The 22,040-nt window shown below is 54.6% G+C and carries 20 protein-coding genes; 17 read left to right on the top strand and 3 right to left on the bottom strand.

Features of this window, described 5'->3' with window-relative positions; all coding sequences use genetic code 11:
• Positions 1 to 42 precede the first annotated feature (42 nt).
• The 8 genes from ACVBDQ_RS06515 (at position 43) to ACVBDQ_RS06550 (ending at position 10,584) form a co-directional block, all read left to right on the top strand.
• Positions 43 to 1,668, top strand: a complete 1,626-nt coding sequence (locus ACVBDQ_RS06515; protein ID WP_446663104.1) for a spore germination protein — start codon at positions 43 to 45, stop codon at positions 1,666 to 1,668.
• Entirely contained in the window at positions 1,665 to 2,867 is a 1,203-nt protein-coding gene (locus ACVBDQ_RS06520) for a Ger(x)C family spore germination protein (RefSeq protein WP_446663105.1), read from the top strand. Before ACVBDQ_RS06515 ends, ACVBDQ_RS06520 begins: the two co-directional genes overlap by 4 nt.
• A gap of 53 nt (positions 2,868 to 2,920) precedes the next feature.
• Positions 2,921 to 4,024 (top strand): GerAB/ArcD/ProY family transporter, encoded by a 1,104-nt coding sequence (locus tag ACVBDQ_RS06525; protein ID WP_446663106.1) that lies wholly within the window; start codon positions 2,921 to 2,923, stop codon positions 4,022 to 4,024.
• Positions 4,025 to 4,252: 228 nt separating this feature from the next.
• Positions 4,253 to 5,698, top strand: coding sequence for a SpoIIE family protein phosphatase (locus ACVBDQ_RS06530; protein WP_446663107.1), 1,446 nt, complete (start codon positions 4,253 to 4,255; stop codon positions 5,696 to 5,698).
• 12 nt (positions 5,699 to 5,710) lie between these two features.
• Positions 5,711 to 6,136 carry an ATP-binding protein gene (locus ACVBDQ_RS06535; protein WP_047818327.1) on the top strand — a complete coding sequence of 142 codons (426 nt, stop codon included), beginning with the start codon at positions 5,711 to 5,713 and terminating at the stop codon, positions 6,134 to 6,136.
• Positions 6,137 to 6,229: 93 nt separating this feature from the next.
• Positions 6,230 to 6,655 (top strand): STAS domain-containing protein, encoded by a 426-nt coding sequence (locus tag ACVBDQ_RS06540; protein ID WP_429894093.1) that lies wholly within the window; start codon positions 6,230 to 6,232, stop codon positions 6,653 to 6,655.
• Positions 6,656 to 7,061: 406 nt separating this feature from the next.
• On the top strand, positions 7,062 to 8,798 hold the full coding sequence (locus ACVBDQ_RS06545) for an ABC transporter ATP-binding protein (RefSeq protein WP_446663108.1): 1,737 nt from the start codon (positions 7,062 to 7,064) through the stop codon (positions 8,796 to 8,798).
• A complete protein-coding gene (locus ACVBDQ_RS06550; RefSeq protein ID WP_446663109.1) occupies positions 8,782 to 10,584 on the top strand; it encodes an ABC transporter ATP-binding protein in 1,803 nt (600 codons plus the stop codon). Before ACVBDQ_RS06545 ends, ACVBDQ_RS06550 begins: the two co-directional genes overlap by 17 nt.
• Before the next feature lie 151 nt (positions 10,585 to 10,735).
• Here ACVBDQ_RS06550 and ACVBDQ_RS06555 read toward each other — a convergent pair whose 3' ends face one another.
• From ACVBDQ_RS06555 to ACVBDQ_RS06565, 3 genes are all read right to left on the bottom strand, one after another.
• The gene (locus tag ACVBDQ_RS06555; RefSeq protein ID WP_446663110.1) at positions 10,736 to 11,383 is read right to left on the bottom strand and encodes an MOSC domain-containing protein; all 648 of its coding nucleotides are present in this window, start codon (positions 11,381 to 11,383) and stop codon (positions 10,736 to 10,738) included.
• Positions 11,384 to 11,387: 4 nt separating this feature from the next.
• The gene (locus tag ACVBDQ_RS06560; protein WP_446663111.1) at positions 11,388 to 12,392 is read right to left on the bottom strand and encodes an LLM class flavin-dependent oxidoreductase; all 1,005 of its coding nucleotides are present in this window, start codon (positions 12,390 to 12,392) and stop codon (positions 11,388 to 11,390) included.
• Positions 12,393 to 12,548: 156 nt separating this feature from the next.
• The gene (locus ACVBDQ_RS06565; protein WP_434410593.1) at positions 12,549 to 13,523 is read right to left on the bottom strand and encodes a hypothetical protein; all 975 of its coding nucleotides are present in this window, start codon (positions 13,521 to 13,523) and stop codon (positions 12,549 to 12,551) included.
• Between the two features lie 135 nt (positions 13,524 to 13,658).
• On the opposite strand from ACVBDQ_RS06565, the gene ACVBDQ_RS06570 reads away from it, so the two are divergent.
• The 9 genes from ACVBDQ_RS06570 (at position 13,659) to ACVBDQ_RS06610 (ending at position 22,034) form a co-directional block, all read left to right on the top strand.
• Positions 13,659 to 14,222, top strand: coding sequence for a thioredoxin family protein (locus ACVBDQ_RS06570; protein WP_446663112.1), 564 nt, complete (start codon positions 13,659 to 13,661; stop codon positions 14,220 to 14,222).
• 259 nt (positions 14,223 to 14,481) lie between these two features.
• The gene (locus ACVBDQ_RS06575) at positions 14,482 to 14,871 is read left to right on the top strand and encodes a gamma-glutamylcyclotransferase family protein (RefSeq protein WP_015374770.1); all 390 of its coding nucleotides are present in this window, start codon (positions 14,482 to 14,484) and stop codon (positions 14,869 to 14,871) included.
• 191 nt (positions 14,872 to 15,062) lie between these two features.
• Positions 15,063 to 16,421 carry a type I glutamate--ammonia ligase gene (gene glnA / locus ACVBDQ_RS06580; protein ID WP_446663113.1) on the top strand — a complete coding sequence of 453 codons (1,359 nt, stop codon included), beginning with the start codon at positions 15,063 to 15,065 and terminating at the stop codon, positions 16,419 to 16,421.
• Positions 16,422 to 16,687: 266 nt separating this feature from the next.
• Complete coding sequence (locus ACVBDQ_RS06585) at positions 16,688 to 17,575, top strand: sulfite exporter TauE/SafE family protein (protein WP_011231133.1); 888 nt, start codon at positions 16,688 to 16,690, stop codon at positions 17,573 to 17,575.
• Positions 17,576 to 17,862: 287 nt separating this feature from the next.
• Positions 17,863 to 18,819 carry an MBL fold metallo-hydrolase gene (locus ACVBDQ_RS06590; protein WP_011231135.1) on the top strand — a complete coding sequence of 319 codons (957 nt, stop codon included), beginning with the start codon at positions 17,863 to 17,865 and terminating at the stop codon, positions 18,817 to 18,819.
• Positions 18,820 to 19,043: 224 nt separating this feature from the next.
• Positions 19,044 to 19,343, top strand: a complete 300-nt coding sequence (locus tag ACVBDQ_RS06595; protein WP_014195759.1) for a transporter suffix domain-containing protein — start codon at positions 19,044 to 19,046, stop codon at positions 19,341 to 19,343.
• 9 nt (positions 19,344 to 19,352) lie between these two features.
• On the top strand, positions 19,353 to 20,150 hold the full coding sequence (locus ACVBDQ_RS06600; RefSeq protein ID WP_013145381.1) for an SGNH/GDSL hydrolase family protein: 798 nt from the start codon (positions 19,353 to 19,355) through the stop codon (positions 20,148 to 20,150).
• Positions 20,147 to 21,061, top strand: coding sequence for an ABC transporter ATP-binding protein (locus tag ACVBDQ_RS06605; RefSeq protein WP_011231138.1), 915 nt, complete (start codon positions 20,147 to 20,149; stop codon positions 21,059 to 21,061). The genes ACVBDQ_RS06600 and ACVBDQ_RS06605 overlap by 4 nt, the downstream gene beginning before the upstream one ends.
• The gene (locus ACVBDQ_RS06610) at positions 21,054 to 22,034 is read left to right on the top strand and encodes an ABC transporter permease (RefSeq protein ID WP_011231139.1); all 981 of its coding nucleotides are present in this window, start codon (positions 21,054 to 21,056) and stop codon (positions 22,032 to 22,034) included. The genes ACVBDQ_RS06605 and ACVBDQ_RS06610 overlap by 8 nt, the downstream gene beginning before the upstream one ends.
• Positions 22,035 to 22,040 lie beyond the last annotated feature (6 nt).

Genomic DNA, 22,040 nt, shown 5'->3' on the forward strand with positions numbered 1-22,040 from the left:
CATAATGAGGGATAAAAAGGAAGCGGAGTGAGGAGGAAAAACATGCTGTTTCAATGGGGAATGGGCCGACAAAAAAAGCAGATCAATGACGGGGTGAAACAAGAAGGACCGGACCATAGCGGCGAGGCGGCGGACGTCCCGCAAGAGCCGATGTCAGCTGAATTAGCCGTCAACCTTGACATCATCCGCCAAACGACTGGACAAAGCAGCGATGTCGTCATCCGTCGGTTTTCGCTGGGCCAAGAGAGGCAAATCAAAGCAGCCATCGTCTTTGTGGATGGCCTTGTTGACGAAAAACATGTGTACGAGTTTTTGCTGACGCCGTTGCTGGAGGCGTCATTTCCACTGTCATTAACAGAAAAAGAATGGTTTCCGTGGATCGAACAAAAGTTGGCCGCGGTGGGCGGTGTGAAGCATGTCGTCGATTGGGAACACCTGTTTTTGGAGCTGTTTTCCGGAGAGACCATCATCTTGTTGGACGGGGTGCCGTCCGCTGTCAGCGCCAGCACCAAAGGCGGCCAATATCGTGCAATCGAGGAGCCACAGACGCAACTCGCCGTCCGCGGGCCGCGCGAGGGATTTACGGAGTCGTTGCGCGCAAACACCGCGATGATCCGCCGCCGCATTAAAAATCCCAATCTTTGGCTGGAAACGATGCAAATCGGCACCGTGACGCAAACGGATGTCGCGATCATGTACATCAAAGGCATTGCCAATGACGAGGTTATCGAGGAAGTGAGAGCGCGCCTGCGCCGCATTGATACGGACAGCGTGCTTGAGTCTGGTTATATTGAACAATTAATCGAAGATCAAACGTTTACGACGTTTCCGACGATCTATCATACCGAGCGTCCCGACGTGGTGGCGGCGAATTTGCTGGAGGGGCGGATTGCGATTTTGATTCAGGGGACGCCGTTTATCCTGATTGTGCCGGCTTTGTTTATCCAATTTTTTCAAGCGGTGGAGGATTATTATGCCCGTTTTGATATTGCGACCGCTCTTCGTTTTTTACGCGTGTTGATTTTTTTTCTCTCGCTCGTCGCGCCCTCTATTTATATTGCTGCGATGACGTTTCATCAAGAAATGATCCCGACCCAGCTCGTCATCGCCATTGCCGCCCAGCGTGAGGCTGTGCCGTTTCCCGCTTTTGTCGAGGCATTGATCATGGAAGTGACATTTGAGATTTTGCGCGAAGCGGGGATTCGGCTGCCGCGTGCGGTCGGGCAAGCGGTGTCGATTGTCGGGGCGCTTGTCATCGGTGAGGTGGCGATCAATGCCGGCTTCGTTTCATCGGCCATGGTCATCGTTGTCTCGCTCACCGCGATTGCCAGCTTTGCAACGCCGTCGTTTGCCATCGCCATCTCAGCCCGCCTCATCCGCTTTGGGTTGATGTTTTTAGCGGCGATGTTCGGGTTTTATGGCATTATAATGGGTCTGCTGGTCATGATTCTCCATTTATGCAGCTTGCGCTCGTTTGGCATGCCATACATGTCGCCGCTTGCTCCATTTATTTCAACCAATGTAGGCGATACCCTGTTTCGGATTCCGACATGGATGTACCGCGAGCGGCCGCGCCTGATTAACCAGAAAAATATCATTCGCCAATCGGGGGATCAGAAACCGAAGCCTCCGGCACCAACACGCCGGGAAAAGGAGGATGGATCATGAAACGACCTATCGCCATGTTTGTGTCCTTTTTTGTTTGTGCGGTGCTGCTGGCTGGCTGTTGGAGTAAAAAAGAGTTAACCGATTTGGCCGTTGTCATTGCCGTCGGCCTCGATAAAACAAAAGACGGCAGATATTTGGCCTCGTTTCAAGTCGTCAACCCGGGCAACGTTGCGGGGGCGCTCCAACGAGGAGGCGGAGCGGGCGGCGTGCCCGTCTCCATTTATACGTCGACCGGAGACACGTTGGTCGAGGCAAGCCGGAAAGCCTCGAAAAAGCTGTCGCGCATCCTGTATTACGCTCATACCAACTTGGTGGTCATCGGCGAAGAAGTGGCGCGCCAAGGGTTGAATGGCGTATTCGATGCGATGGAACGGAGCCACCAGTTTCGGACGACAGCGCGGCTGGTTATTGCTCATGGCCACTCAGCGAAAGAGGTGTTAAGCGTATTAACACCGATTGACAAAATTTCCGCCAATCAAATTATTAAGACGTTGGAGTTTTCCGAGATGTCCTGGGGGCAGACAATCAACACTGATGTCTGGTGGGCGATTCGTGGTTTGACATCTTCAGGAAGAAATACAGTCGTGACGGGTGTTGTCATTGAAGGAAACTCACAGCAGGGCAAACGGCAAACAAACGTTCAATCCTCTGTGCCAGATGCTCGCATCAGCTTGGATGGACTGGCGTTATTTAAAAAAGACCGTCTTGTTCGCTGGGTGAACGGCTCAACGGAACGAGGCGTGCTTTGGGTGTTGGATCGAATCAAACAAACGAATATTACGATCCCCTGGAAAGGAAAAAAAGAAGCGATTGGTTATCGAACGATGGGAGTGAAAACGGGGTTAAAAGTGAAATTGAAAAACGGCCAGCCTTCGATTTTGGTTCACATTCAAACAGAAGGGGATATCAGTGAGACGTACGTCCCGATCAATTTGGCTGATTACCGGTTATTGTTTCAATTGGAAAAGGCGATTGGCCGGGATATTGAACGGGAAGTGAAACAGGCGATTGAAACGGCCCAGCATGAAAAAACCGATGTTTTTGGTTTTGGCGAGGCGGTGCATCGCGCCGATCCCCTCTTATGGAAGAGAATCAAAAAAGAGTGGGATGACCGCTATTTCCCTCATCTTCCGGTGACAGTGAAAGTAGAGGCTTCCATTCGGCGCACAGGATTGCGGAATACGCCATACATCAAATAAGCGTTTTCGGCTCAAAAACTTGGATACGGTGGAGTGAGGGGCGATGGAGCGAGATGGAACATAGCAAAATCAATGTGCGCCAGCTGTTTGTCCTGATTGTGTTGTTTGAGCATGGCAGTGCGATGGTCATTCCACTCGGCGTCAGCGCCAAGCAAGATATGTGGATCGCCATTTTGCTCGGTCTGGCGCTTGGGCTGCTGCTGTTTTTGGTTTACGAGCGTTTGTTTCATTATTACCCCGATCAGCCGCTGACTTCCTATGTGACACATATCGTCGGCAAGCCGCTCGGCAAGGTGTTGGCGGTTCTCTATATTACCTATTTTTTCTATATCGCCGCCCGTGTGTTGCGTGACTTTGGCGAACTGTTGCTCACGTTTGCCTATCCGGAAACGCCGCTGTTTGTTTTGAATGTCCTTATGGCTATGACGGTCATGTACAGCGCCTATAAAGGCATCGAAGTATTGGCGCGCACCGGCGAACTGCTTTATACGTTGTTGCAAATACTGGCGGTTGTTGGATTCATCTTAGTTATCGCTTCCGGACTTGTTGATCTCACCCAGCTCCAACCGGTGTTAGAGGAAGGGTGGAAACGGGTGTGGAAAACGGTATTCACGGAAACGTTGTACGTGCCGTTTGGCGAAATGATCGTGTTTACCATGCTGTTTCCATACTTGAATCGTTCGGAAAAAGCGCGGCGGGCCGCCGTTGCCGGGATGGTGTTGACCGGGATCAACCTGGCGATCATTATGGCCGTTAATACGGCCGTCTTGGGAGCTGATGCGGTGTCACGTTCATCGTTTCCGTTGCTCGATACGATCCGCCGCATTCAAGTCGCTCACTTTTTAGAGCGGCTTGATATCTTTTTTATGGTCGCTCTAGTGATCGGGGGGTTTTTCAAAGTCTCCATCTTTTTTTATGCCGGCGTCGTGGGGGTGGCTCATGTATTCGGGTTTTCGAACCACCAGCGGCTTGTTTATCCGTTTGGGGCGATTGTCTTATTGTGGTCCGTGGCGATGGCAAGCAACTATGCGGAGCATATTCATGAAGGATTAAAGATTGTCACGCTCTATCTGCACATCCCGCTGCAAATCATCATTCCGGTGCTCTTGCTTGTGATTGCGGCGATTCGCCGGCGGTTTGGACAATCAGCAAAATAAGAAAAACGGACTAGAAGATTTCTGCGCCAGCGAGCAGGAAAATCAACAAAAGACCGCGAATACCAACAATAATCTGTTCCCAATGGGAACAATGGGCGAAATGTGGTGCTGAACATGCAACCCGAAGGCGGGGTGGAAACAACCCGGCGCCGATGCGCGTGTTTGTTTCGGGAAGCCGGTGTCAGCTAAAAGCGATGGATGTTGATTATAACAAAAAAGGGTTGAACGATGGTGAAGGCGAAAGTACAGGCGATCGATCAGCTAGACGCGGAACAGTTGGGCAGCGGCATGGTGATGACCGACCGTCAACTTTCGATTGTTGCGGTCAGCGAACCGACGCCAAGATGGCTCGGATTTGCCAAACATGAATTAGTCGGGCGGCCGGTCGGCGTTCTGTTTTCAGCTGAGTGGTCGGCCGCGTTGTTAGATGGCATCGCCGAGGCGGTAAAAAAGGACGGATGTTGGCAAGGAGAAGCGCGCCATGTAGCGAAAAGCGGGAAAGCCTATACGAGTTGGATGAACGTCTATCGGCTATCAGGCAGCGAAGGAGAATGGCTCGTTTGGCATTTTGTTGAACAAACCGCTATGCCTCCGGCTGATCGACCGACGCCGTCTGAGTTGCTCGGGGTCATTTACGATTCCGCCCCGTTTGCGGTTGTTCCGGTGGCGGCGGACGGAATTGTGCAAGATTGGGGGCTTAGTGCAGAGCGGCTGTTTGGACGCCGAAAAGAAGAGGCGGTCGGCCGCCCGATATGGTCGCTCTTTCGTTGCGGCGGCCCAACATGGCTTCCGTTTTCTCCCAAAGAGCAGCGATGCGGCGAAGGGATGGTTCAGCGTCCGGACGGCACGTCCGTCAATGTCGCCTATACGATCATTCCCGTGCTTCAGGGGGACGGATATATCGTCCTTGTCGAAGACGAGACGAAGCAAAAGCAAAAAGAGGCGGAGCGGCGGCGCCAAGTCGAGCTGGCCAAAAAAATTCAGCACAACTTGCTGACGCCGCTCATTCAAAACGAGGCGGTGACGATGGATGCCGTCTATATTCCATCCGATGATTTGTCAGGCGATATTTACGCGTGCTATCAAATCGACCTGTACCGCTACGGGGTGATCGTCATCGATGTGATGGGACACGGCATTTCGTCAGCCTTGGTGAGCATGCTGCTTCGCTCGCTTTTGCGCGGGTTGATCGTGCGCGTCATCGACCCGGTCTCGGTGGCGAGCGAACTGGAAAAGCATGTGCAAACGTTGTTTCCTGATGAGGCCAACGATATCCGTCACCTGTTTTCCATGATTTATTTAGTGATTGACACGAAAGAGCGAAAAATTGAATATACGAACGCCGGCCATCCGGCTGGGCTGCTCGTGTTTGACGATGGAAGCGTCCATGAGTTGGACAAAGGCGGTTTGGCGATTGGCAGCCCGTTTTCCTTGCCGTTTGAAAAAGGGGTGATTCATTACGACAAGCGGGCCCGCCTCCTTTTGTATACAGACGGCATTTTAGAGGAGATCGACCCGTCGATTTTGCAAAGCATTGAAAAAATTCGCTTATGTACGCAAATGTGCCGCCATTTGCCGGATAAACGCTTCCTCGAGCGTTTAATCAGCCAAGGTCCGCCGCTCGTCAGCCCTTCCGACGACATTTGCTTATTGTCCATCACGGTTCATGGATAGGAGGGGCGCTTTGTGGTGTGTGAATGGATCGTGCGCTGCCGGGCGGACGAGGAAGCGGTTTTGGTTTGCCATCTCCTTGCGGAGCAGGCTGCTTCGTTGTTTGCTGTCCGTGATGCGGAATTGTTTGTGTTGGCGGTGCATGAAGCGGTCGTCAATGCCGTCAAAGCGGTTCAACGGGCGGGGATGGAGGCGGGGACGATTTCGCTCTCCTTTTTCGTCACAAGCGCTGATGTGGCCGTGGCGGTTGAAGACGAGGGCGGCGGCGTTCCGGCGGACGTGATCGAGCAGCTTGATCAAATGACGCTCTCTGATGTATTGCTCGCCGAATCGGGACGAGGGTTGCTATTCATCCGAGAAATTATGGATGACGTTATGTGGGTTGAGCAAAAGGGCGGCCGTCGGATGCTTGTCATGAAAATGAGTCGGAATGCAACATAACGGGCTTTGGTGCCATGATGCACCCATGTGATCGGAACGAATGCGGGTGGTGGCCGAGGGCAAGGCATGGCTGGTCAACGATAGGGGGATACAATGAAACAGCATCGGTTGTCGTTTGAATTGGAAATGGTTGTAGAACGCGCATACGAATGCATCAAGCTAACTGGACGGCTCGCCTATGATACGCAGCTCGCGGCGGAACAAAAGCTGGCGACGGCGGTGGCTGCTGTCAAGCGCCGCCTTGTCGTTGTCGACGTGAGCGGCCTTCGATTTTTGGACAGTACGGGATTAGCGCTCCTTGTCCGCTTTTTTAAGCAAATCGTCAGCGAAAGCCGCGTCATGGCCATCGTCGTCCGGGATAACGCCGCTATAGAAAAGATTTTGCTGATGGCCAAGCTCGACCGGCTGTTGCCGATCGTTGGCGATGAACAACAGCTGTTGTCCCTTGCACCGCCAAGCTCTTTCGACCATATGAGCCAGGAGGCGCTTTATTCGGCATGGCGTCAGCGTTCGTCATAGACATGGCTCTCATGCCGAATCAACTGGAAGGTTTCACATTTCGCTGGCCCAAAAGCGTGTCGTCTATTTTTCCGACTGCTGAAGGCAAGGTGTGATGGAAGACTGAATAACCCCCTGCTTCACAGACCCATGCATGGGTCTGGAAGCGGTGTTGTTCAGTCACCCGCCAGTCGGGCATCTCGATCGAAACGACTGAACAGACCAGTTGTTCCCCTATTGCCGCCGATGGCCCCCGAGCGATGAGACATTCGTTCGGGGGTTTTGTTCCTCTTGGCCGGGAGCATCCCTGCTTCTGCAAATGCATTCTCATTGTCAAATAAATATTTCGGGTTTAGAATAAAATGATACACAACGATGAACGGCGGCTGGGCCCCGCGATCGGAATGGAGAGGAGAGTGGCGCAGACATGGGGCGGGTGCTGATCTATTTGCGGCCATATGGGAAGTGGATGGCGTTGGCTTGGTTGTTTATGTTGACCGAGCTCATCATCGAGCTTTGGCAGCCGCTGTTGATGGGGAAAATCATCGACGATGGTGTCATGAAACAGGATGTTGCGGCCATTTTCACGTGGGGAGCAGTGATGCTCGGGGCGTCGCTGTTGGCGTTTGCCTCGGGCATCGCCAACTCATTTGCTGCTGCCTACGTCGGTCAGGAGTACGGATTTGCGCTGCGGACGGCGCTGTTTGCCAAAATCCAATCGTTTTCGCTTGCGCGCATCGAGCAGTTGGCGCCGGCCTCGCTCATCACCCGGATGACGAACGATGTGACCCAAGTGCAAAACATGTTGTTTATGAGTTTGCGCATCGCCTTGCGTGCACCGCTTCTGGTCGTCTTTGGCGTCGCGATGGCGTTTGTCGTCCATGCTCGTCTGGCGTTGGTTTTAGCGGTCGCGGTTCCGCTTTCCGCCGCTTTTTTATTGTGGGTTGTGCAAAGGGCAGCGGCGTCCTTTTCCGCCGTCCAACGGGCGCTCGATCGAGTGAATGGCGTGATGCGTGAAAATTTGGCCGGCATGCGCCTCATCAAAGCATGGATGAGAAAAGAATATGAAGAGGAGCGATTTGCGGCGGCGAACAATGCGCTCATGGAGCGGACGATGGGCGTGCTGCGCCTCATCGAGACGATCAGCCCGGTGTTGTTGGTTTTGATGAACACGGCCATTCTCGCTCTGCTGTTTTTCGGCCGCCTGGATGTTGAGTCCGGGACGGCGAGCGCCGGGCAAGTCGTCGCCGTCGTCAACTACGCGACGCGGGCGACGGCGGCGTTGTCGATGTTTACGTTTATTACCATGGCGTTCTCGCGGGCGCGCGCCTCGGCCGCCCGCCTCGCTGAACTGCTTGAGGTGCCGGAAGAGCGAAGCGGGGAGCACAGAGCCGATGAACCGATCGTCCGGCGCGGGGAAATTCGCTTTGAGCACGTTTCGTTCCGCTATCCAGACAGCGAACTTGACGCGCTTTCTGACGTATCGTTTGTCATCCACGCGCAAGAAACGGCGGCTATTTTAGGGGCGACTGGTTCCGGCAAATCGACGCTTCTTCAGCTCATCCCCCGGCTGTATGAACCAGGCGCCGGGCGCGTGTTGATTGATGGCGTCGATGTGCGCGAGTTTTCCGCCGAACAGCTGCGGACGGCGGTGCGCTTTGTCCCGCAGGAAGTGCTGCTGTTTTCAGGGACGGTCGCGGACAATCTCCGCTTTGGCAACATCACTGCGTCGATGGAAGAACTTGTGCAAGCGGCTCGCGATGCACAAATTCATGAAACAATCACTCGGTTTCCGGATGGATACGACGCACGGATCGGTCAAAAGGGCGTCAATTTATCAGGCGGGCAAAAGCAGCGGCTGTCGATCGCCCGCGCCTTGGTGGGGCAACCGCGCGTTTTGCTTTTGGATGACAGCACAAGCGCGCTCGATGCAGAGACGGAAGCAAAGCTGCTCGCAGCGTTGCGGCGGTATGCGTGCACGACGGTGATGGTGACGCAAAAGGTGAGCACAGCGATGGCGGCGGATACCATTTTGCTTTTGGAAGACGGCCGCCTGATCGCGCAAGGAAGCCATGAACAACTGCTGGCGGCAAGCGAACTGTATCGACGCATCGTCGCCACGCAGGAAGGAAAGAAGGGATCGGTGGATGTCACTACGGCATAGCCCGCACGGAGCGCGTGTTGGCGCAAGTCCGCAGCGGGCAAAAAACAGCGTCGGCACCTTGCGGCGGCTCTGGGCATTTATCGCTCCGCAAAAGCGAAAGCTGTTTGCGGCTATGGCCATGGTTGTCGTCAGCTCAGCGCTGGCGCTCGCCGGTCCGTACGTCATCGGCTGGACGGTCGATGTGTACATCGTCGAGCGGAGGACGGACGGTTTTTTAGCGACGCTCGTTTTGCTTCTGGCCATTTATATGGCCCTTGGCGCGGCGACGTTTTGGCAAAACTATTGGATGATCGATGTCGGCCAGCGGACGGTGCATGCGATCAGAGAGCGGTTGTTTCGCCATTTTCATGAGCTGCCGATTTCGTTTTTTGACCGCCGCCAGCAAGGGGAGCTGATGAGCCGGATTACAAACGACATCGACAATATGAGCCAGACATTTAACAGTACTGTTGTCCAGGTCGTCTCGAGCACGTTGACTTTGATGGGCGCTATAGTGGTCATGCTTTCACAGAGTGTGGTGTTGACGATCGTAACGCTTGTTGTCGTGCCGCTGATGTATGTGGGCATGCGCTGGATCACAAACCGGACGCGGGTGCGTTTCCGTGAGCAGCAACGGGCGCTCGGTGAGATGAACGGCTTTATCGAAGAGGTCATTTCCGGACAGAAAGTCGTGAAGCTGTTTTCCCAAGAAGAGCGGATGGAGTCTGAATTGGCGCGCAAAAACGCCGAGCTGAAACAAGCCGGGTTTTGGGCGCAAACGTATTCCGGCTTCATCCCGAAGCTGATGAACTTTTTAAACAACGTAAGCTTCGCCCTCATCGCTGGCGTCGGCGGATGGCTGGCGGCCAAAGGAGCGATATCGGTCGGGACGATCGTCGTGTTTGTCGAATACGCCCGCCAGTTTACCCGACCGCTCAACGATTTGGCCAACCAATGGAACACGTTGCTGTCGGCGTTGGCTGGCGCTGAACGGGTGTTGGAAATTTTGGATTTGCCGAAAGAAGAGGAAGACGAGCGGGAAGCGGTGGCCTTGGACCGGCTTGATGGACGCATTGAGTTTCGTCAAGTCGTCTTTTCTTACGACAAACAGCGCCCGGCGCTCGACGGCGTCACCTTTTCCATCGCCCCAGGGGAGACGGTCGCGCTTGTCGGCCCAACTGGAGCCGGCAAAACGACCGTATTGCAGCTGTTGACCCGCTTTTACGATCCAGATCGAGGAGTGATTTTGATCGACGGGCGCGACAGCCGGACGATCAAGCGGGCGAGTTTGCGCCGGCATATGGCATTTGTGCTTCAAGATACGTTTTTGTTCGCCGGAACGATCCGCGACAACATTCGTTACGGCCGGCTTGAGGCGACCGATGAAGAAGTCGAGGAGGCGGCGCGCCAGGCGAATGCCCACTCCTTTATTATGAAGCTGCCGGACGGCTATGACACCGTTTTGGCCCCAGGAGGCGGCGGAATCAGCCAAGGGCAGCGGCAGCTGTTGGCCATCGCTCGGGCGATGATCGCCGACCCGGCCATTTTGATTTTGGACGAAGCGACGAGCAACATCGATACGGTGACCGAAGTGCGCATTCAAGAAGCGCTCGCGCGGCTCATGAACGGCCGGACGTGCTTGGTCATCGCCCATCGGTTGAACACGATTCAACATGCCGACCGCATCCTTGTGCTCAACGAAGGCAAAGTGATCGAGCAAGGGACGCATGAAGAGCTGTTGGCCGCAAAAGGATTTTATTTCCAGTTGTATCAACGCTATTGGTTGCGCAGTGTGCAGCAGGTATAACTGTATGGTGTTCACGTTTGCGGAGGATTTCAGATGAATGCGTGATCTCCTCCATACGAACTCAAGTGCTCAGGAAAGGAAGAGTGGATGAAAAAAACAATTAAACAAAAATATAAAGATATTTTGTTAGTCATTTCCGCCGCTTTGTGCTTTACGGCCGGGGCCGAGCGGCGAGACGCTTTTGAAACGTTTCGCGCCAGCTTGCGGATAAGGCCGGATGGCTGGCGATTTGCTTCATGGCAGCAACATTGTCGCGCTCATGATAGTAAATGTGATTGATATACGCGATGGACAGCGCCCCTACGCCCCGTTCGACGAGAACGAGCGACGCGCCCGGCTCTACGACGCCTTCTTGCAAGACGCGGAAATAAAACCCGCTTTTTCCTGTCTGGCAGACGGCTTTCGGCAAATCGGGCAGCTGATGTTTGAACGCCAATTTGGAGCACGGCTGGCGCGGTTGCGACACTTGCACGAGCACCGTGCCGGCGGCATATATGTCGCCAAGACATACATCGTCTTCCGTCAACCCGAGAAGCGTCCAGTTTTCGCCAAACGCCCCCGCCGTAAATGGGCGGCCGTATCGCTCTTCCCAATAGACGAAATGCTCGGACGGATAGGCGCAAATCGCTTTATCTTCTCCTCCGTGATGGACGAGGTCGGCTTGTCCATCTCCAGCCAAGTTGAGCTTGCCGACAGCGACCGGCCCGGCGACCGGCGTTTTGTGAATGCCGGTCACTAGCCGCTCGCCATTTACCTCTATTGTTTTCGGCTTTCCGACATTAATTGAAACAATTTGCATTGGTTCACCCCCATACCGCCTCGGCGATGAGCCGGAAGCTTGCGAGTTTATCCTCGAAGTCGTATGTAATCGTCACGAGCATGATTTCCTCTGTTTCATACGTTTCGCTCAGCCGATACAGCTTGTCTTTGACGCGCGTCGGACTGCCGACGATCATCCGCCGCCGGTTGTCTTCCACCCGTTTGCGCTCATACGGGCTGTACGGATACGCAGCCGCTTTTTCCGGGCTTGGCGTGCCGTTCAGCGCCATCCCTTGCTCGATCATAAGAAGCGACAGATCAAGGCTGCCGGCGATCCATTCCGCTTTTTCATCCGTTTCGGCGCAAATTGCAAACACCGCGACCATTCCGCGCGGCTCGGCTAAATACGGCGATGGAACAAACCGGTCGCGGTACAGCCGCATATAATGTTCGCCGCCTTCCCCGTTGATAAACTGGGCGAACACGTACGGCAGCCCTTTATCGGCTGCCAGCTTCGCCGTTTCCGAACTGGAGCCGAGCAGCCATAGTTCCGGCGGGGACTGCACGATCGGCGTCGCCTTGACGCCATACAGCGGGTGAACCGGCGGCAAGGCGTCATACAAATAGCCGAGCAAGTCGTCAATTTGCTCCGGGTAGCGGTCGACGGACCGTCGTCTGTCGCCTTGCAGCGCGATCGTCGCCCGGGGCATGCCGCCGGGTGCCCGCCCGATGCCGAGATCGACGCGGCCGGGATGAAGGCCGGCAAGCACATGGAAGTTTTCCGCCACCTTGTACGGGCTGTAATGCGGCAGCATCACGCCGCCCGAGCCGATGCGGATCGTCGCTGTTTTCGCCCCGATATGGCCGAGCAGCACTTCCGGCGACGAACCGGCAAGGCTGTTCGTATCGTGGTGTTCCGACACCCAAAACCGCTTATAGCCGAGCTGCTCAACATGCTGGGCGAGCTTGACGGTGTTCTCGAGCGCTTCTTCCGCTGTCATGCCTTCCGCGATCGGCGACTGATCGAGGACGCTCAGTTGCAGCGCCATTGCGATTCCTCCTTCTTCCGCCGCAGCGGTGGGAAAAATGATTAGTTTCTATTATGCGCTGTTTTGTTTCGATTTGTCCATTCATTTGCCCGCCCGTCCGGCAAAAACCGATCCGCCGCCGGCGGATCGGTCAATCCCGTCAAGATGCACGGCAGTTCACAAGCTGACGGACTGCTTTTGTTCGGCCGCCTGGCGGTCGGGTTTGGGGCCGCGCTTAGGGAAGAAGGAATGAAACAGCTGTTTCATGCTGTCAATGATAAATGAACATCGCTCATACAGCGCTTCTTTTAAACTGTCAAGCTGGCGGGTGACTTTGTATTGCGCGGCCTCTTGCGCTTCAAGCCGTTCGATGACCGTCTCGTGGAACACGTGCTGCAGCTCGAGCTGTTCGATCAACTTTTGGTACAGTTTTTCTTGCCCTTCGAGGCGGGCGGCCATTCCTTCGGCGAGCTGCTCGCGTTCGGCCGTCCGCTGTTCGAGCCGGCGCATCGTGTCGCTTTGCACGGTGAGCGCTTCGATGACGGCCTGCTGCGCCGCTTCTTCTTTGGCCAGCTGCTCTTCCCACCGCGATTGCCGCCTTTCCTCCCGCTCCTGCTGGGCGATGACTGACTGCTCGAGGCGTTCGAGCGTTCCGGCCAAGGCGGCTTGCCCCGCCTGTGCTTCCATAAGCAGCCGCTCGATGCGGGCGAGCGCTTCCGCCCACTGCCCGCTTTGCGCTTCCTGTTGCTTTTGCCCGGTTTCGGCCGCTTGCTGAAGCGAGGCAACTATGGCGGCCATTTCTTCGTAATAGTTGGTTTGTGCTGCTTGACCAGCGGTCACTGTTTGTTCGAGCTCAGCCAGCGCCTCGGCAAGCTGCCCGCTTTGCCGCGCCCAGCCGGCAGCAAGCGACTGTTCGAGGCGGGCGAACATGTCCGCCATTTGTTCGCGTTGTTCCGCTTGGTGCTTTTGCCCTTCTTCGATGGCGTCCTCAAGTTGGGCGAGCCGTTCCGCCAACTGATCGAACTGTTGTTTTTGCTGTTCGAGCATTTGTTGCGCGGCGGTGCGGCGATAATAAAACATCGGGTGGGATGCGGGCGGTGCGGCAGCTGGCCCGTACACGCGCGGGGTCATGTGTTTATTCATATAAATCAATGCACAAACGCCTCCTTTCCGTCGTCTATGTGGCATCATATGCCGGGCTGTGCAGTTCGGTTTGGGCGCTGGATTTGTGACACCCGCCTTCCTTTTGATATAATGAAAGAAAATATTGGAGAAAGGGTGTTGTTGATGCCAGCTGTCGAATCGAACATGTTTCCCCTCGGCAAACAAGCGCCGTCGTTTTCCCTCACGAATGTCATCGATGGCAACGTCGTCCGTCTTGAGGATGTGAAATCGGACGTCGCAACCGTCATTATGTTCATTTGCAATCACTGCCCGTTTGTCAAGCATGTCCAGCACGAGCTTGTTCGCCTCGCGAACGATTATATGCCCAAAGGGGTGTCGTTTGTCGCCATCAACTCCAACGATGCGGAACAGTATCCAGAAGATTCACCCGAAAACATGAAAAAGGTGGCGGAAGAGCTCGGCTATCCGTTTCCGTATTTGTACGATGAGACGCAAGAGGTGGCGAAAGCGTACGACGCCGCTTGCACCCCGGACTTTTACATTTTCGACCGGGATCTGAAATGCGTCTACCGCGGCCAGTTGGACGACTCGCGCCCGAATAACGGCATCCCGGTCACTGGGGAGTCGATCCGCGCCGCGCTTGACGCTTTGCTCGAGGGCCGGCCGGTCCCAGAAAAGCAAAAGCCGAGCATCGGCTGCAGCATTAAATGGAAACAAGCACTGTAACAATTTGCTTGACTTTTCATTGTGAAGCGGGTATGATGGAGAAAGCATCATTCGTTCGTTGCGGAATCGCCATCGCCGTGCCGTTGGCTTGCGAGTGCAGCCGGCACGGCGTTTTTGTGGCCGCGATCTACTGAACAAATTCACACTGGCGCCGCCTCGGAGCGGCAAGGATGGATGAGAGGAAGGGCTTCCATTGTTTTTGTTTCCTTTCCTTGAGTTTTCATAATCTATGTTATGTAAACAAAAGGAGAACGAGGAGATGGCGGAAGGGCGATATCGGGTGTTTGTGTATGGCACGCTGCTGACTGGCGAAGAAAACCATGAAGTGGTCGCTCCGTACGTTCGCGCTGTATGCTCAGGGAAAGTAAACGGCCGCTTATACAACGTTGGCCCATACCCTGCGCTTGTGCTTGGAGAAGAGGGGGAAGTGGAAGGGGAGTGGCTGACGGTGACGGAAGAAGGGCTCAAGGCAATGGATGAGCTCGAGGATTACGTTGAAGGGCGGCGCGATAACGAATACGAACGGGTGTGGGTTCGCGACGCGCGTAAACCGATCGAAGGATATGTGTACGTCTATCCGCCGGAAAAAGCGGCCGGCTTGCCGCTTATTCCGTCCGGATCATGGCGGCGGCGTGAGGAGAAAATGTAACATCTAGAAACAGCCTATGAGGAACGGTCATCCTCTGGGCTGTTTATTTTTTACATGAATATGAAAACGATTGCAAAAAATCGTTATAAAAATACAGAAAAATTGCTAAAAAAGTGTTGCCAAACGGCCACTCTTTTTCTATAATAAAAGCATGTTAGAAAAATAAACGTAAGAATGTGAGGTAATGTGACATGTCAAAAACGTTCGTTTCCTCCACCCAAACGGGATTGCTTGAACAAATTAAAGAAACGATCCAACAAAAGAACGTTGAACTTCTTCATTTGCAGTTTGTCGACATCGAAGGGATTTTAAAACATGTAACGGTGACGGCGGAACAGCTTGATGACGTCGTCGAAGGAAAAATCATGTTTGACGGTTCGTCGATCAAAGGATTTTCGCCGATCAACCGCTCCGACTTATACCTTCGTCCGGATTTAAATACGTTTGCCGTGCTGCCGTGGACGGTCGAGGAAGGGTATGCGGAAGCGCGCTTCCTCTGCTCGGTGGCCAACCCGGACGGCACGCTGTTTGAGGGCGATCCGCGCAACGTGTTGAAAAAAACGGTCGAGCGGGCGGCGGAAAAAGGGTATACGATCTCGGTCGGCCCAGAGCTGGAGTTTTTCCTGTTCAAAGCCGATGAAAACGGCAATCCGACGCTCGAGCTCCATGATGGCGGCGGTTATTTCGAACCGTCTCCGAAAGACTTGGGCGAACGCGTTCGCCTTGAAATTTACCGCGCCTTAAAAGCGATGGGCTTTACGATTGAAGCGTCGCACCATGAAGTGGCGGAAGGCCAGCATGAGATCAACTTCAAATATGCCGATGCGCTCGGTGCGGCTGACAATGCGACGACGTACAAATGGGTTGTCAAAACGATTGCCAGCAAGTTCGGCCTCCATGCGACGTTTATGCCAAAACCGGTGTTTGGCATCAACGGTTCAGGCATGCATGTCAACATTTCCCTCTTCAAAGATGGGGAAAATGCGTTCTTTGATCCGAACGATGCGAACCAGTTGTCAGAAACAGCGTACCAATTCATCGCGGGCTTGCTGAAAAACGTAAAACACTTCGCGGCGGTTACGAACCCGCTTGTCAACTCGTACAAACGGCTTGTGCCAGGGTATGAAGCGCCTTGCTACATCGCTTGGTCCGCTTCCAACCGTTCGGCGCTCATCCGCATTCCGGCCAAACGCGGCGTCGCGACGCGCGTTGAGCTCCGTTGCCCGGATCCGTCGGCCAATCCGTATTTGGCGTATGCCATCATCGCTGCCGCTGGCCTTGACGGTGTCGAAAAAGGTTTAACCGCTCCGGCGCCGATTGATGAAGACATCTTCCATATGTCGGAAGAACGACGTGCGGAGCTTGGCATTGACAACTTGCCGGAAAACTTGGGCGAGGCCATCGCTGCGCTAGAAAGCGGAGACATCGGCCGCGCGACGCTTGGCGAGCACGTATTCAACGAATACGTCGCGATGAAAAAAGACGAATGGAACAGCTACCGCACGGCGGTCCACGCTTGGGAAGTCGAGCGGTATCAAGGGAAGTTCTGATCGAAAGCCAGCATTCAAAAGGTGTCCCGTCGCCATATTCGGGGCGCCTTTTTTCTGCAGGCGGCTGTTTGTCTTTATGGACGGCCGCGCGGCGCCTTCCGTCCGTCGGCCGCCAAGCCGTCGGTGTTCGCAACGTCATCTTGCGAGCAGGGACTAAAATAAATGATCGCATTTTTTATTTTTTAAAAATTCATAGTTGACATCTATGAATAATGAGATTTAAATTATAAGTAACGCGCTCAACCATTGCAAACGGAGGGAAACCAATGAAAAAACTGATCGTTTTTGTGTTTGTAGGATTTATCGCCCAGCTGATTGACGGCTCGCTTGGGATGGCGTATGGCGTCACGTCGTCGACGTTGTTATTGACGTTCGGCATTGCTCCGGCCGTCGCCTCGGCGTCCGTTCATTTGGCGGAAGTGGTGACGACGGCGGCATCTGGCGCTTCCCATTGGAAGTTCGGCAACGTCGACCGCCGCATGGCCTTTAGGCTCATCATTCCCGGGTCGGTCGGCGCGTTTGTCGGAGCATGCTTTTTAAGCAACTTGCCGGGAGATTTGATTAAACCATATGTATCCTTGTTTTTGTTGGCGCTTGGCTTTTACATTATTTATCGATTTTTAGTGTTGAACGGCCGCGCGCCGTCGACGCCCGGAAAACAGTGGTCCAATAAGCAGCTCGTCCCTCTCGGATTGGTGGCTGGCTTCCTTGATGCGACCGGCGGTGGAGGATGGGGGCCGATTGCGACGCCGGTGTTGTTGGCCAATAAAAGCATGGAAGCGCGCAAGGTGGTCGGCACCGTCGATACATCCGAATTTGCCGTCGCGCTGTCGGCGACGCTAGGATTCGTCATTTCGCTTGGTTGGGAGCAAGTGAACTGGCACTGGGTGCTGACGCTCATGGCTGGCGGGGTCGTCGCTGCACCGATCGCCGCTTGGCTTGTGCGCAAACTGCCGTCCCATTTGCTTGGAGTGTTGGTCGGCGGGTTGATTATTTTGACGAACGTCCGCACGCTCCTGCACGCTTGGGAGGCGCCTGCGCCGGTGTATCCGACCGTTTATGGCCTCATCGTCATCGGTTGGGCCGCGGCGGTATGGCTGGCGATCCGAAACGGGCGGAAAGGAAAGGCGACTGGCAGGGAGTTGGCGTCGTAAGCATTAGGGGGCGCTTGGCAAACGACAGTGTCTTTCCGTTGGCGGCAGCGTTGGATGCGATCCGGTTGAGCATCAGGGAGTTTGTTCGTGCTGCGGAGGGCAACGGTCGACAGCGCCTGCCCTCAAAAATAGCGCGCGGAGCAGTTGTTGCCCCGTTGACGACAGTTGAAACGAGAAGGCGGCTCTTGCCCTCTGGGCAGGGGCTGCTTTTTTATCATCCCCTGTAGCGGGAAGCCGGTTTCTATGTTAAAATATTCTGCATCATCAACCAAAGGGGGAGAGGGAATATGGCACAGCCGCTTGATCTCGGCCGCCGCATTTCACTCATCGATTTGTATGATTTGCGCATGCCGCAGCGCACCGGTACATATGTGCTTCATGAAGAGAACTTGGCGATCGTGGAAACAGGGCCAAGCCCGTCGGTGCCGCATTTGCTTGCTGGGTTGAAAGCGCTTCATATTGATCCGTCTGATATTCGCTATATCATCGTCACCCATATTCATTTGGATCATGCGGGCGGCGTGGGGTTGCTTCTTCAGCATTGCCCGAATGCGATGGTTGTCGTCCATCCGAAAGGGAAGCGGCATTTGGCTGATCCATCGCGCCTCATCGCTGGAGCGAAGGCGGTGTACGGCGCGCAGTTTGAGTCGCTCTTTGATCCGATTCTTCCGGTGCCAGAAGAGCGATTGATCGTGAAAGAGGACGGGGAAACGTTGGAGTTGAGTGCGGAGCGGACGCTTGTGTTTTATGATACGCCGGGGCATGCGAACCATCACGTTTCGATTTATGATTCGTACAGCCGCGGCGTGTTCACCGGCGATACGATCGGCGTTTTTTATCCGCAGCTGCAAGAAGCGGGGCTTACGTTTTGCCTGCCTTCAACATCTCCGAACCAATTTGATCCCGAGGCCATGAAGCAGTCGGCGGCAAGACTTGAGGAGCTGAGACCGGAACGCATTTATTTTGGCCATTTTGGCATGCTGGATGACCCGCAGGAGGCGTTCCGCCAGCTTCGCGTTTGGCTGCCGAAGTTCGTGGCGGCGGGAAAAGAAGCGGTCGACCGTCATCCGGAAGCGCCGGCTGCCGAGCAGGCGAAAATGGCAGCGCACCGGTTGCGCGGCGAAGTGATGGCGTTTCTTGATGATCATGGCGCTCCATCTTCGTCGTCGGCGCATGCGGCGATCGAGCTTGATTTGCAAGTGTGCGCGATGGGGTTGATCGATTATTGGCAGAAACAACGGTGATCATTCGATTGGCCTGGCCGATTCGGCTGGGTTTCTTTTTTTGACGGGAAAGCGAAAATTGGAAAAACGGGAAAAACTGTTTTTGTGTGTGTTCGGTTTTTAGGCGGATCATTTCGTGAAATCGCGGTGTATATGTTAGAGTGGAAATAAGCGATCCTGATTCCTGTTGGAAAGAGCGTCCATGAGCAAGGGGGAACGGAAGAGTGAAACAGAGGCGGTCCGTCATGCATCACATTGGCGTCGGGTTCATCATCGCATCGTTCGTCGTTTGGGTCATTCCGCCCATCGCGCCATTTTTACCGTTTTCGACTGCGGCCAAAGCGTCGATCGTTGCGGTTGCCATTGTGGCGGCGGAAATCATGTTTTGGATCGGGGCGCTGTTGGTTGGAAAGGAAGCGGCGTCGAAGCTGAAGAAGTATTGGGATCTGAAACATTGGCGAATAAAACGGCGGTTGTCGGATCAAACCAATGATGGCGAACAATGCCAAGACGGATCGCGAGAGATGACAACGATGAAGAAATGAGGTGGTTGCATGCGACGGAGCACAGTTGCGCTTCTCATAGCCGTTGCCGCCCTGTCCGGAGTGCTTTGGCTTGGCGGCCTGGCATTGGCGGTGCAAGACCAGTTTTTTTCGGCCGCCAAGCCGCCGACGAAAGAACAACGGCCGCCGACGGCTGAAACAAGGCAACATGACGAGAAAATGGATATTGTTGCTCTTGGCGATTCGTTGACGAGAGGAACGGGCGATGAAAGCGGAAAAGGGTATGTCGGCTATATGGTCGATGAGCTTCGCCGGCAAACGGACAAACCGATCCGTGTGACGAACTTGGCCATCCGCGGCCTTCGCTCTGACGGACTGCTTCGCCAGCTTGGCCAGCCTGAGATTCAGCGGCAAGTCGCCATGGCGGATCTTATTGTGATGACCATCGGCGGCAACGACTTGTTTCAAGGCGGGGAAGCGTTGAAACTGGATCGAAAGCAGCTGAATGAGGCGAAACGGCGATATGTAGCCAACCTAGACCGCATTTTCGCCGCGCTGCGCCGCTTCAACAGCGAAGCGGTCATTTTTGCGATCGGTTTGTACAACCCGTTTGGCGATTTAGACGATGCCAAACGGACGTCGGCGGTTGTGCGCGATTGGAATTTTGCATCAGCGGAAGTGGCGGCCCGCTATCCGAACATCGTCGCGGTGCCGACGTTTGATTTGTTTGCCCTCCATGTCAACGACTATTTGTACAGCGACCATTTTCATCCAAACGCGGCAGGCTACAAGCGGATTGGAGAGCGCGTCGCCTCGCTCATCACGTTGACGGAGGAGGGTGAGCAATGACCAAACAGGTGACGTTAGCGGTCAAAGAGCTGCGGAAAACGATTCGCGGCAAGGAAATTATTAAAGGCATTTCGTTTGAGTTGCATGAGGGGGAAGTATTCGGTTTTTTAGGGCCGAACGGCGCGGGAAAAACGACGACGATCCGCATGCTCGTCGGGCTCATTCGGCCGACGTCGGGGACGGTGGCGATTTGCGGGTATGATCTTCACCGCCAGTTTACCGACGCGATCCGCCAGATCGGCTGCATCGTCGAAAACCCAGAAATGTATCCGTATTTAACAGGCTGGGAAAACCTTGAACATTTCGCCCGCATGATGCCGGGAATTGGTGCAGATCGGATCATGGAAGTGGCGAAGCTCGTCGGCCTTGAACAGCGCATCCATGACCGAGTGGGCACGTATTCGCTCGGCATGCGGCAGCGGCTCGGCATCGCTCAGGCGCTGCTTGGAAAGCCGAAGGTGCTCATTTTGGACGAGCCGACCAACGGCCTTGACCCGGCCGGCATTCGCGAAATGCGCGCCTTCATCCGCTTTTTGGCGGAAACGGAAGGGTTGAGCGTCCTTGTTTCATCGCATTTGTTAAGTGAAATTCAATTAATGTGCGACCGCGTCGCCATTATGGCGAAAGGACGGCTCTTGGCCGTGGACACGGTTGAGCGGCTGTTAAACCAACAGGCGCGCGTCGTCTGGAAAGCCGCTCCAACGGATCGGGCGCGGGCGCTGTTAGCGGCGGAAACCGAGGTGTTGCGCGCCGATGAAGAGACGATCGTCACGCCATATGAGCCGTCGAGACTAGCCGCTTGGAACGCCAAGCTTGTCCAAGCCGGCGTCTCGGTTTCGGAAATTGAACCGCGGCTGCCGACGCTCGAGGACTTGTTTATCGAGCTGACAGGGGGCGAAACGATTGAGTAAGCTCGTGTATAATGAAATGTTGAAAATCGTCCGCAAAAAGCGGCTATGGGTGATCGCCGCCATCATTGCGGTGCTCGTCGCCTTGTTTACATACGCCCAATACCGCGAGACGGAAGAGTTGAGAAAACGGCTTGGCACGACCGACTGGCGGACGCAGCTGCAGCAGCAAATCGTCGATTTGCAAAACCGCTTGCAGTCGCCGAGCATGTCTGAGGAATGGCGGAAATACTTGCAAATCCGCCTCAAGCAGCAGCAGTACTACTTAGAGCACAACATTAATCCGTCCGCCCCTGGAGCGCCGACGTTTATGCGCACGTTTATCGAAAACGCCATCGACTTGTTTTTGCCGCTTTTAGTGATGGTGGTTGCGGCCGATTTAGTGTCGTCCGAGGCAAGCGCTGGAACGATCAAGCTGCTTCTCGTTCGGCCGGTGAAGCGGTGGAAAATTTTGTTGAGCAAATATATCGCGTTGCTCCTGTCGGTGTCGCTCATTATGCTGATGGCGGCGGTGCTGTCGTATGCCATCTCCGGGCTCGTGTTTGGATATGGCGGCTTCCGTCTGCCGCTATTGACCGGATTTGTCCAGCAAGGAGAGGATCTCAATACAGCGAATGTCCACATGATTCCGCAATGGAAATACATTTTGATCGAGCTCGGGCTGGCAGCGTTTGTGAGCGTTGTCGTCGGCACACTGACGTTTATGTTTTCCGTGCTGCTTAGGAGCACGGCGGCGGTGATGGGCATCATGCTGGCAGCATTGATTTCTGGCGCGATTTTGTCGAACATGGTGTCGTCGTGGCATTCGGCAAAATATTTGTTTATGGTCAATTTGCGGCTGACGGATTACATAAAAGGAGCGGCTCCGCCGATTGAGGGGATGACGCTTGGCTTTTCGATGGCCGTGCTGGCTGTCTGGGGGCTTGCAGGGCTTCTTGTCGCTTTTTTTGTCTTTATGCGGCGAGATGTCTATTGAAAACGG

This window comes from Geobacillus sp. CCR, assembly GCF_052906625.1.

What these genes read in the sequence shown, in the direction of transcription:
- ACVBDQ_RS06550 (WP_446663109.1), top strand. Translation starts at nt 8,782, where the DNA reads ATGTCACTACGGCATAGCCCGCACGGAGCGCGTGTTGGCGCAAGTCCG.
- ACVBDQ_RS06540 (WP_429894093.1), top strand. Translation starts at nt 6,230, where the DNA reads ATGAAACAGCATCGGTTGTCGTTTGAATTGGAAATGGTTGTAGAACGC.
- ACVBDQ_RS06585 (WP_011231133.1), top strand. Translation starts at nt 16,688, where the DNA reads ATGAAAAAACTGATCGTTTTTGTGTTTGTAGGATTTATCGCCCAGCTG.
- ACVBDQ_RS06520 (WP_446663105.1), top strand. Translation starts at nt 1,665, where the DNA reads ATGAAACGACCTATCGCCATGTTTGTGTCCTTTTTTGTTTGTGCGGTG.
- glnA (WP_446663113.1), top strand. Translation starts at nt 15,063, where the DNA reads ATGTCAAAAACGTTCGTTTCCTCCACCCAAACGGGATTGCTTGAACAA.
- ACVBDQ_RS06560 (WP_446663111.1), bottom strand. Translation starts at nt 12,392, where the DNA reads ATGGCGCTGCAACTGAGCGTCCTCGATCAGTCGCCGATCGCGGAAGGC.
- ACVBDQ_RS06545 (WP_446663108.1), top strand. Translation starts at nt 7,062, where the DNA reads ATGGGGCGGGTGCTGATCTATTTGCGGCCATATGGGAAGTGGATGGCG.
- ACVBDQ_RS06590 (WP_011231135.1), top strand. Translation starts at nt 17,863, where the DNA reads ATGGCACAGCCGCTTGATCTCGGCCGCCGCATTTCACTCATCGATTTG.
- ACVBDQ_RS06600 (WP_013145381.1), top strand. Translation starts at nt 19,353, where the DNA reads ATGCGACGGAGCACAGTTGCGCTTCTCATAGCCGTTGCCGCCCTGTCC.
- ACVBDQ_RS06575 (WP_015374770.1), top strand. Translation starts at nt 14,482, where the DNA reads ATGGCGGAAGGGCGATATCGGGTGTTTGTGTATGGCACGCTGCTGACT.
- ACVBDQ_RS06595 (WP_014195759.1), top strand. Translation starts at nt 19,044, where the DNA reads ATGCATCACATTGGCGTCGGGTTCATCATCGCATCGTTCGTCGTTTGG.
- ACVBDQ_RS06515 (WP_446663104.1), top strand. Translation starts at nt 43, where the DNA reads ATGCTGTTTCAATGGGGAATGGGCCGACAAAAAAAGCAGATCAATGAC.
- ACVBDQ_RS06525 (WP_446663106.1), top strand. Translation starts at nt 2,921, where the DNA reads ATGGAACATAGCAAAATCAATGTGCGCCAGCTGTTTGTCCTGATTGTG.
- ACVBDQ_RS06530 (WP_446663107.1), top strand. Translation starts at nt 4,253, where the DNA reads ATGGTGAAGGCGAAAGTACAGGCGATCGATCAGCTAGACGCGGAACAG.
- ACVBDQ_RS06570 (WP_446663112.1), top strand. Translation starts at nt 13,659, where the DNA reads ATGCCAGCTGTCGAATCGAACATGTTTCCCCTCGGCAAACAAGCGCCG.
- ACVBDQ_RS06555 (WP_446663110.1), bottom strand. Translation starts at nt 11,383, where the DNA reads ATGCAAATTGTTTCAATTAATGTCGGAAAGCCGAAAACAATAGAGGTA.
- ACVBDQ_RS06605 (WP_011231138.1), top strand. Translation starts at nt 20,147, where the DNA reads ATGACCAAACAGGTGACGTTAGCGGTCAAAGAGCTGCGGAAAACGATT.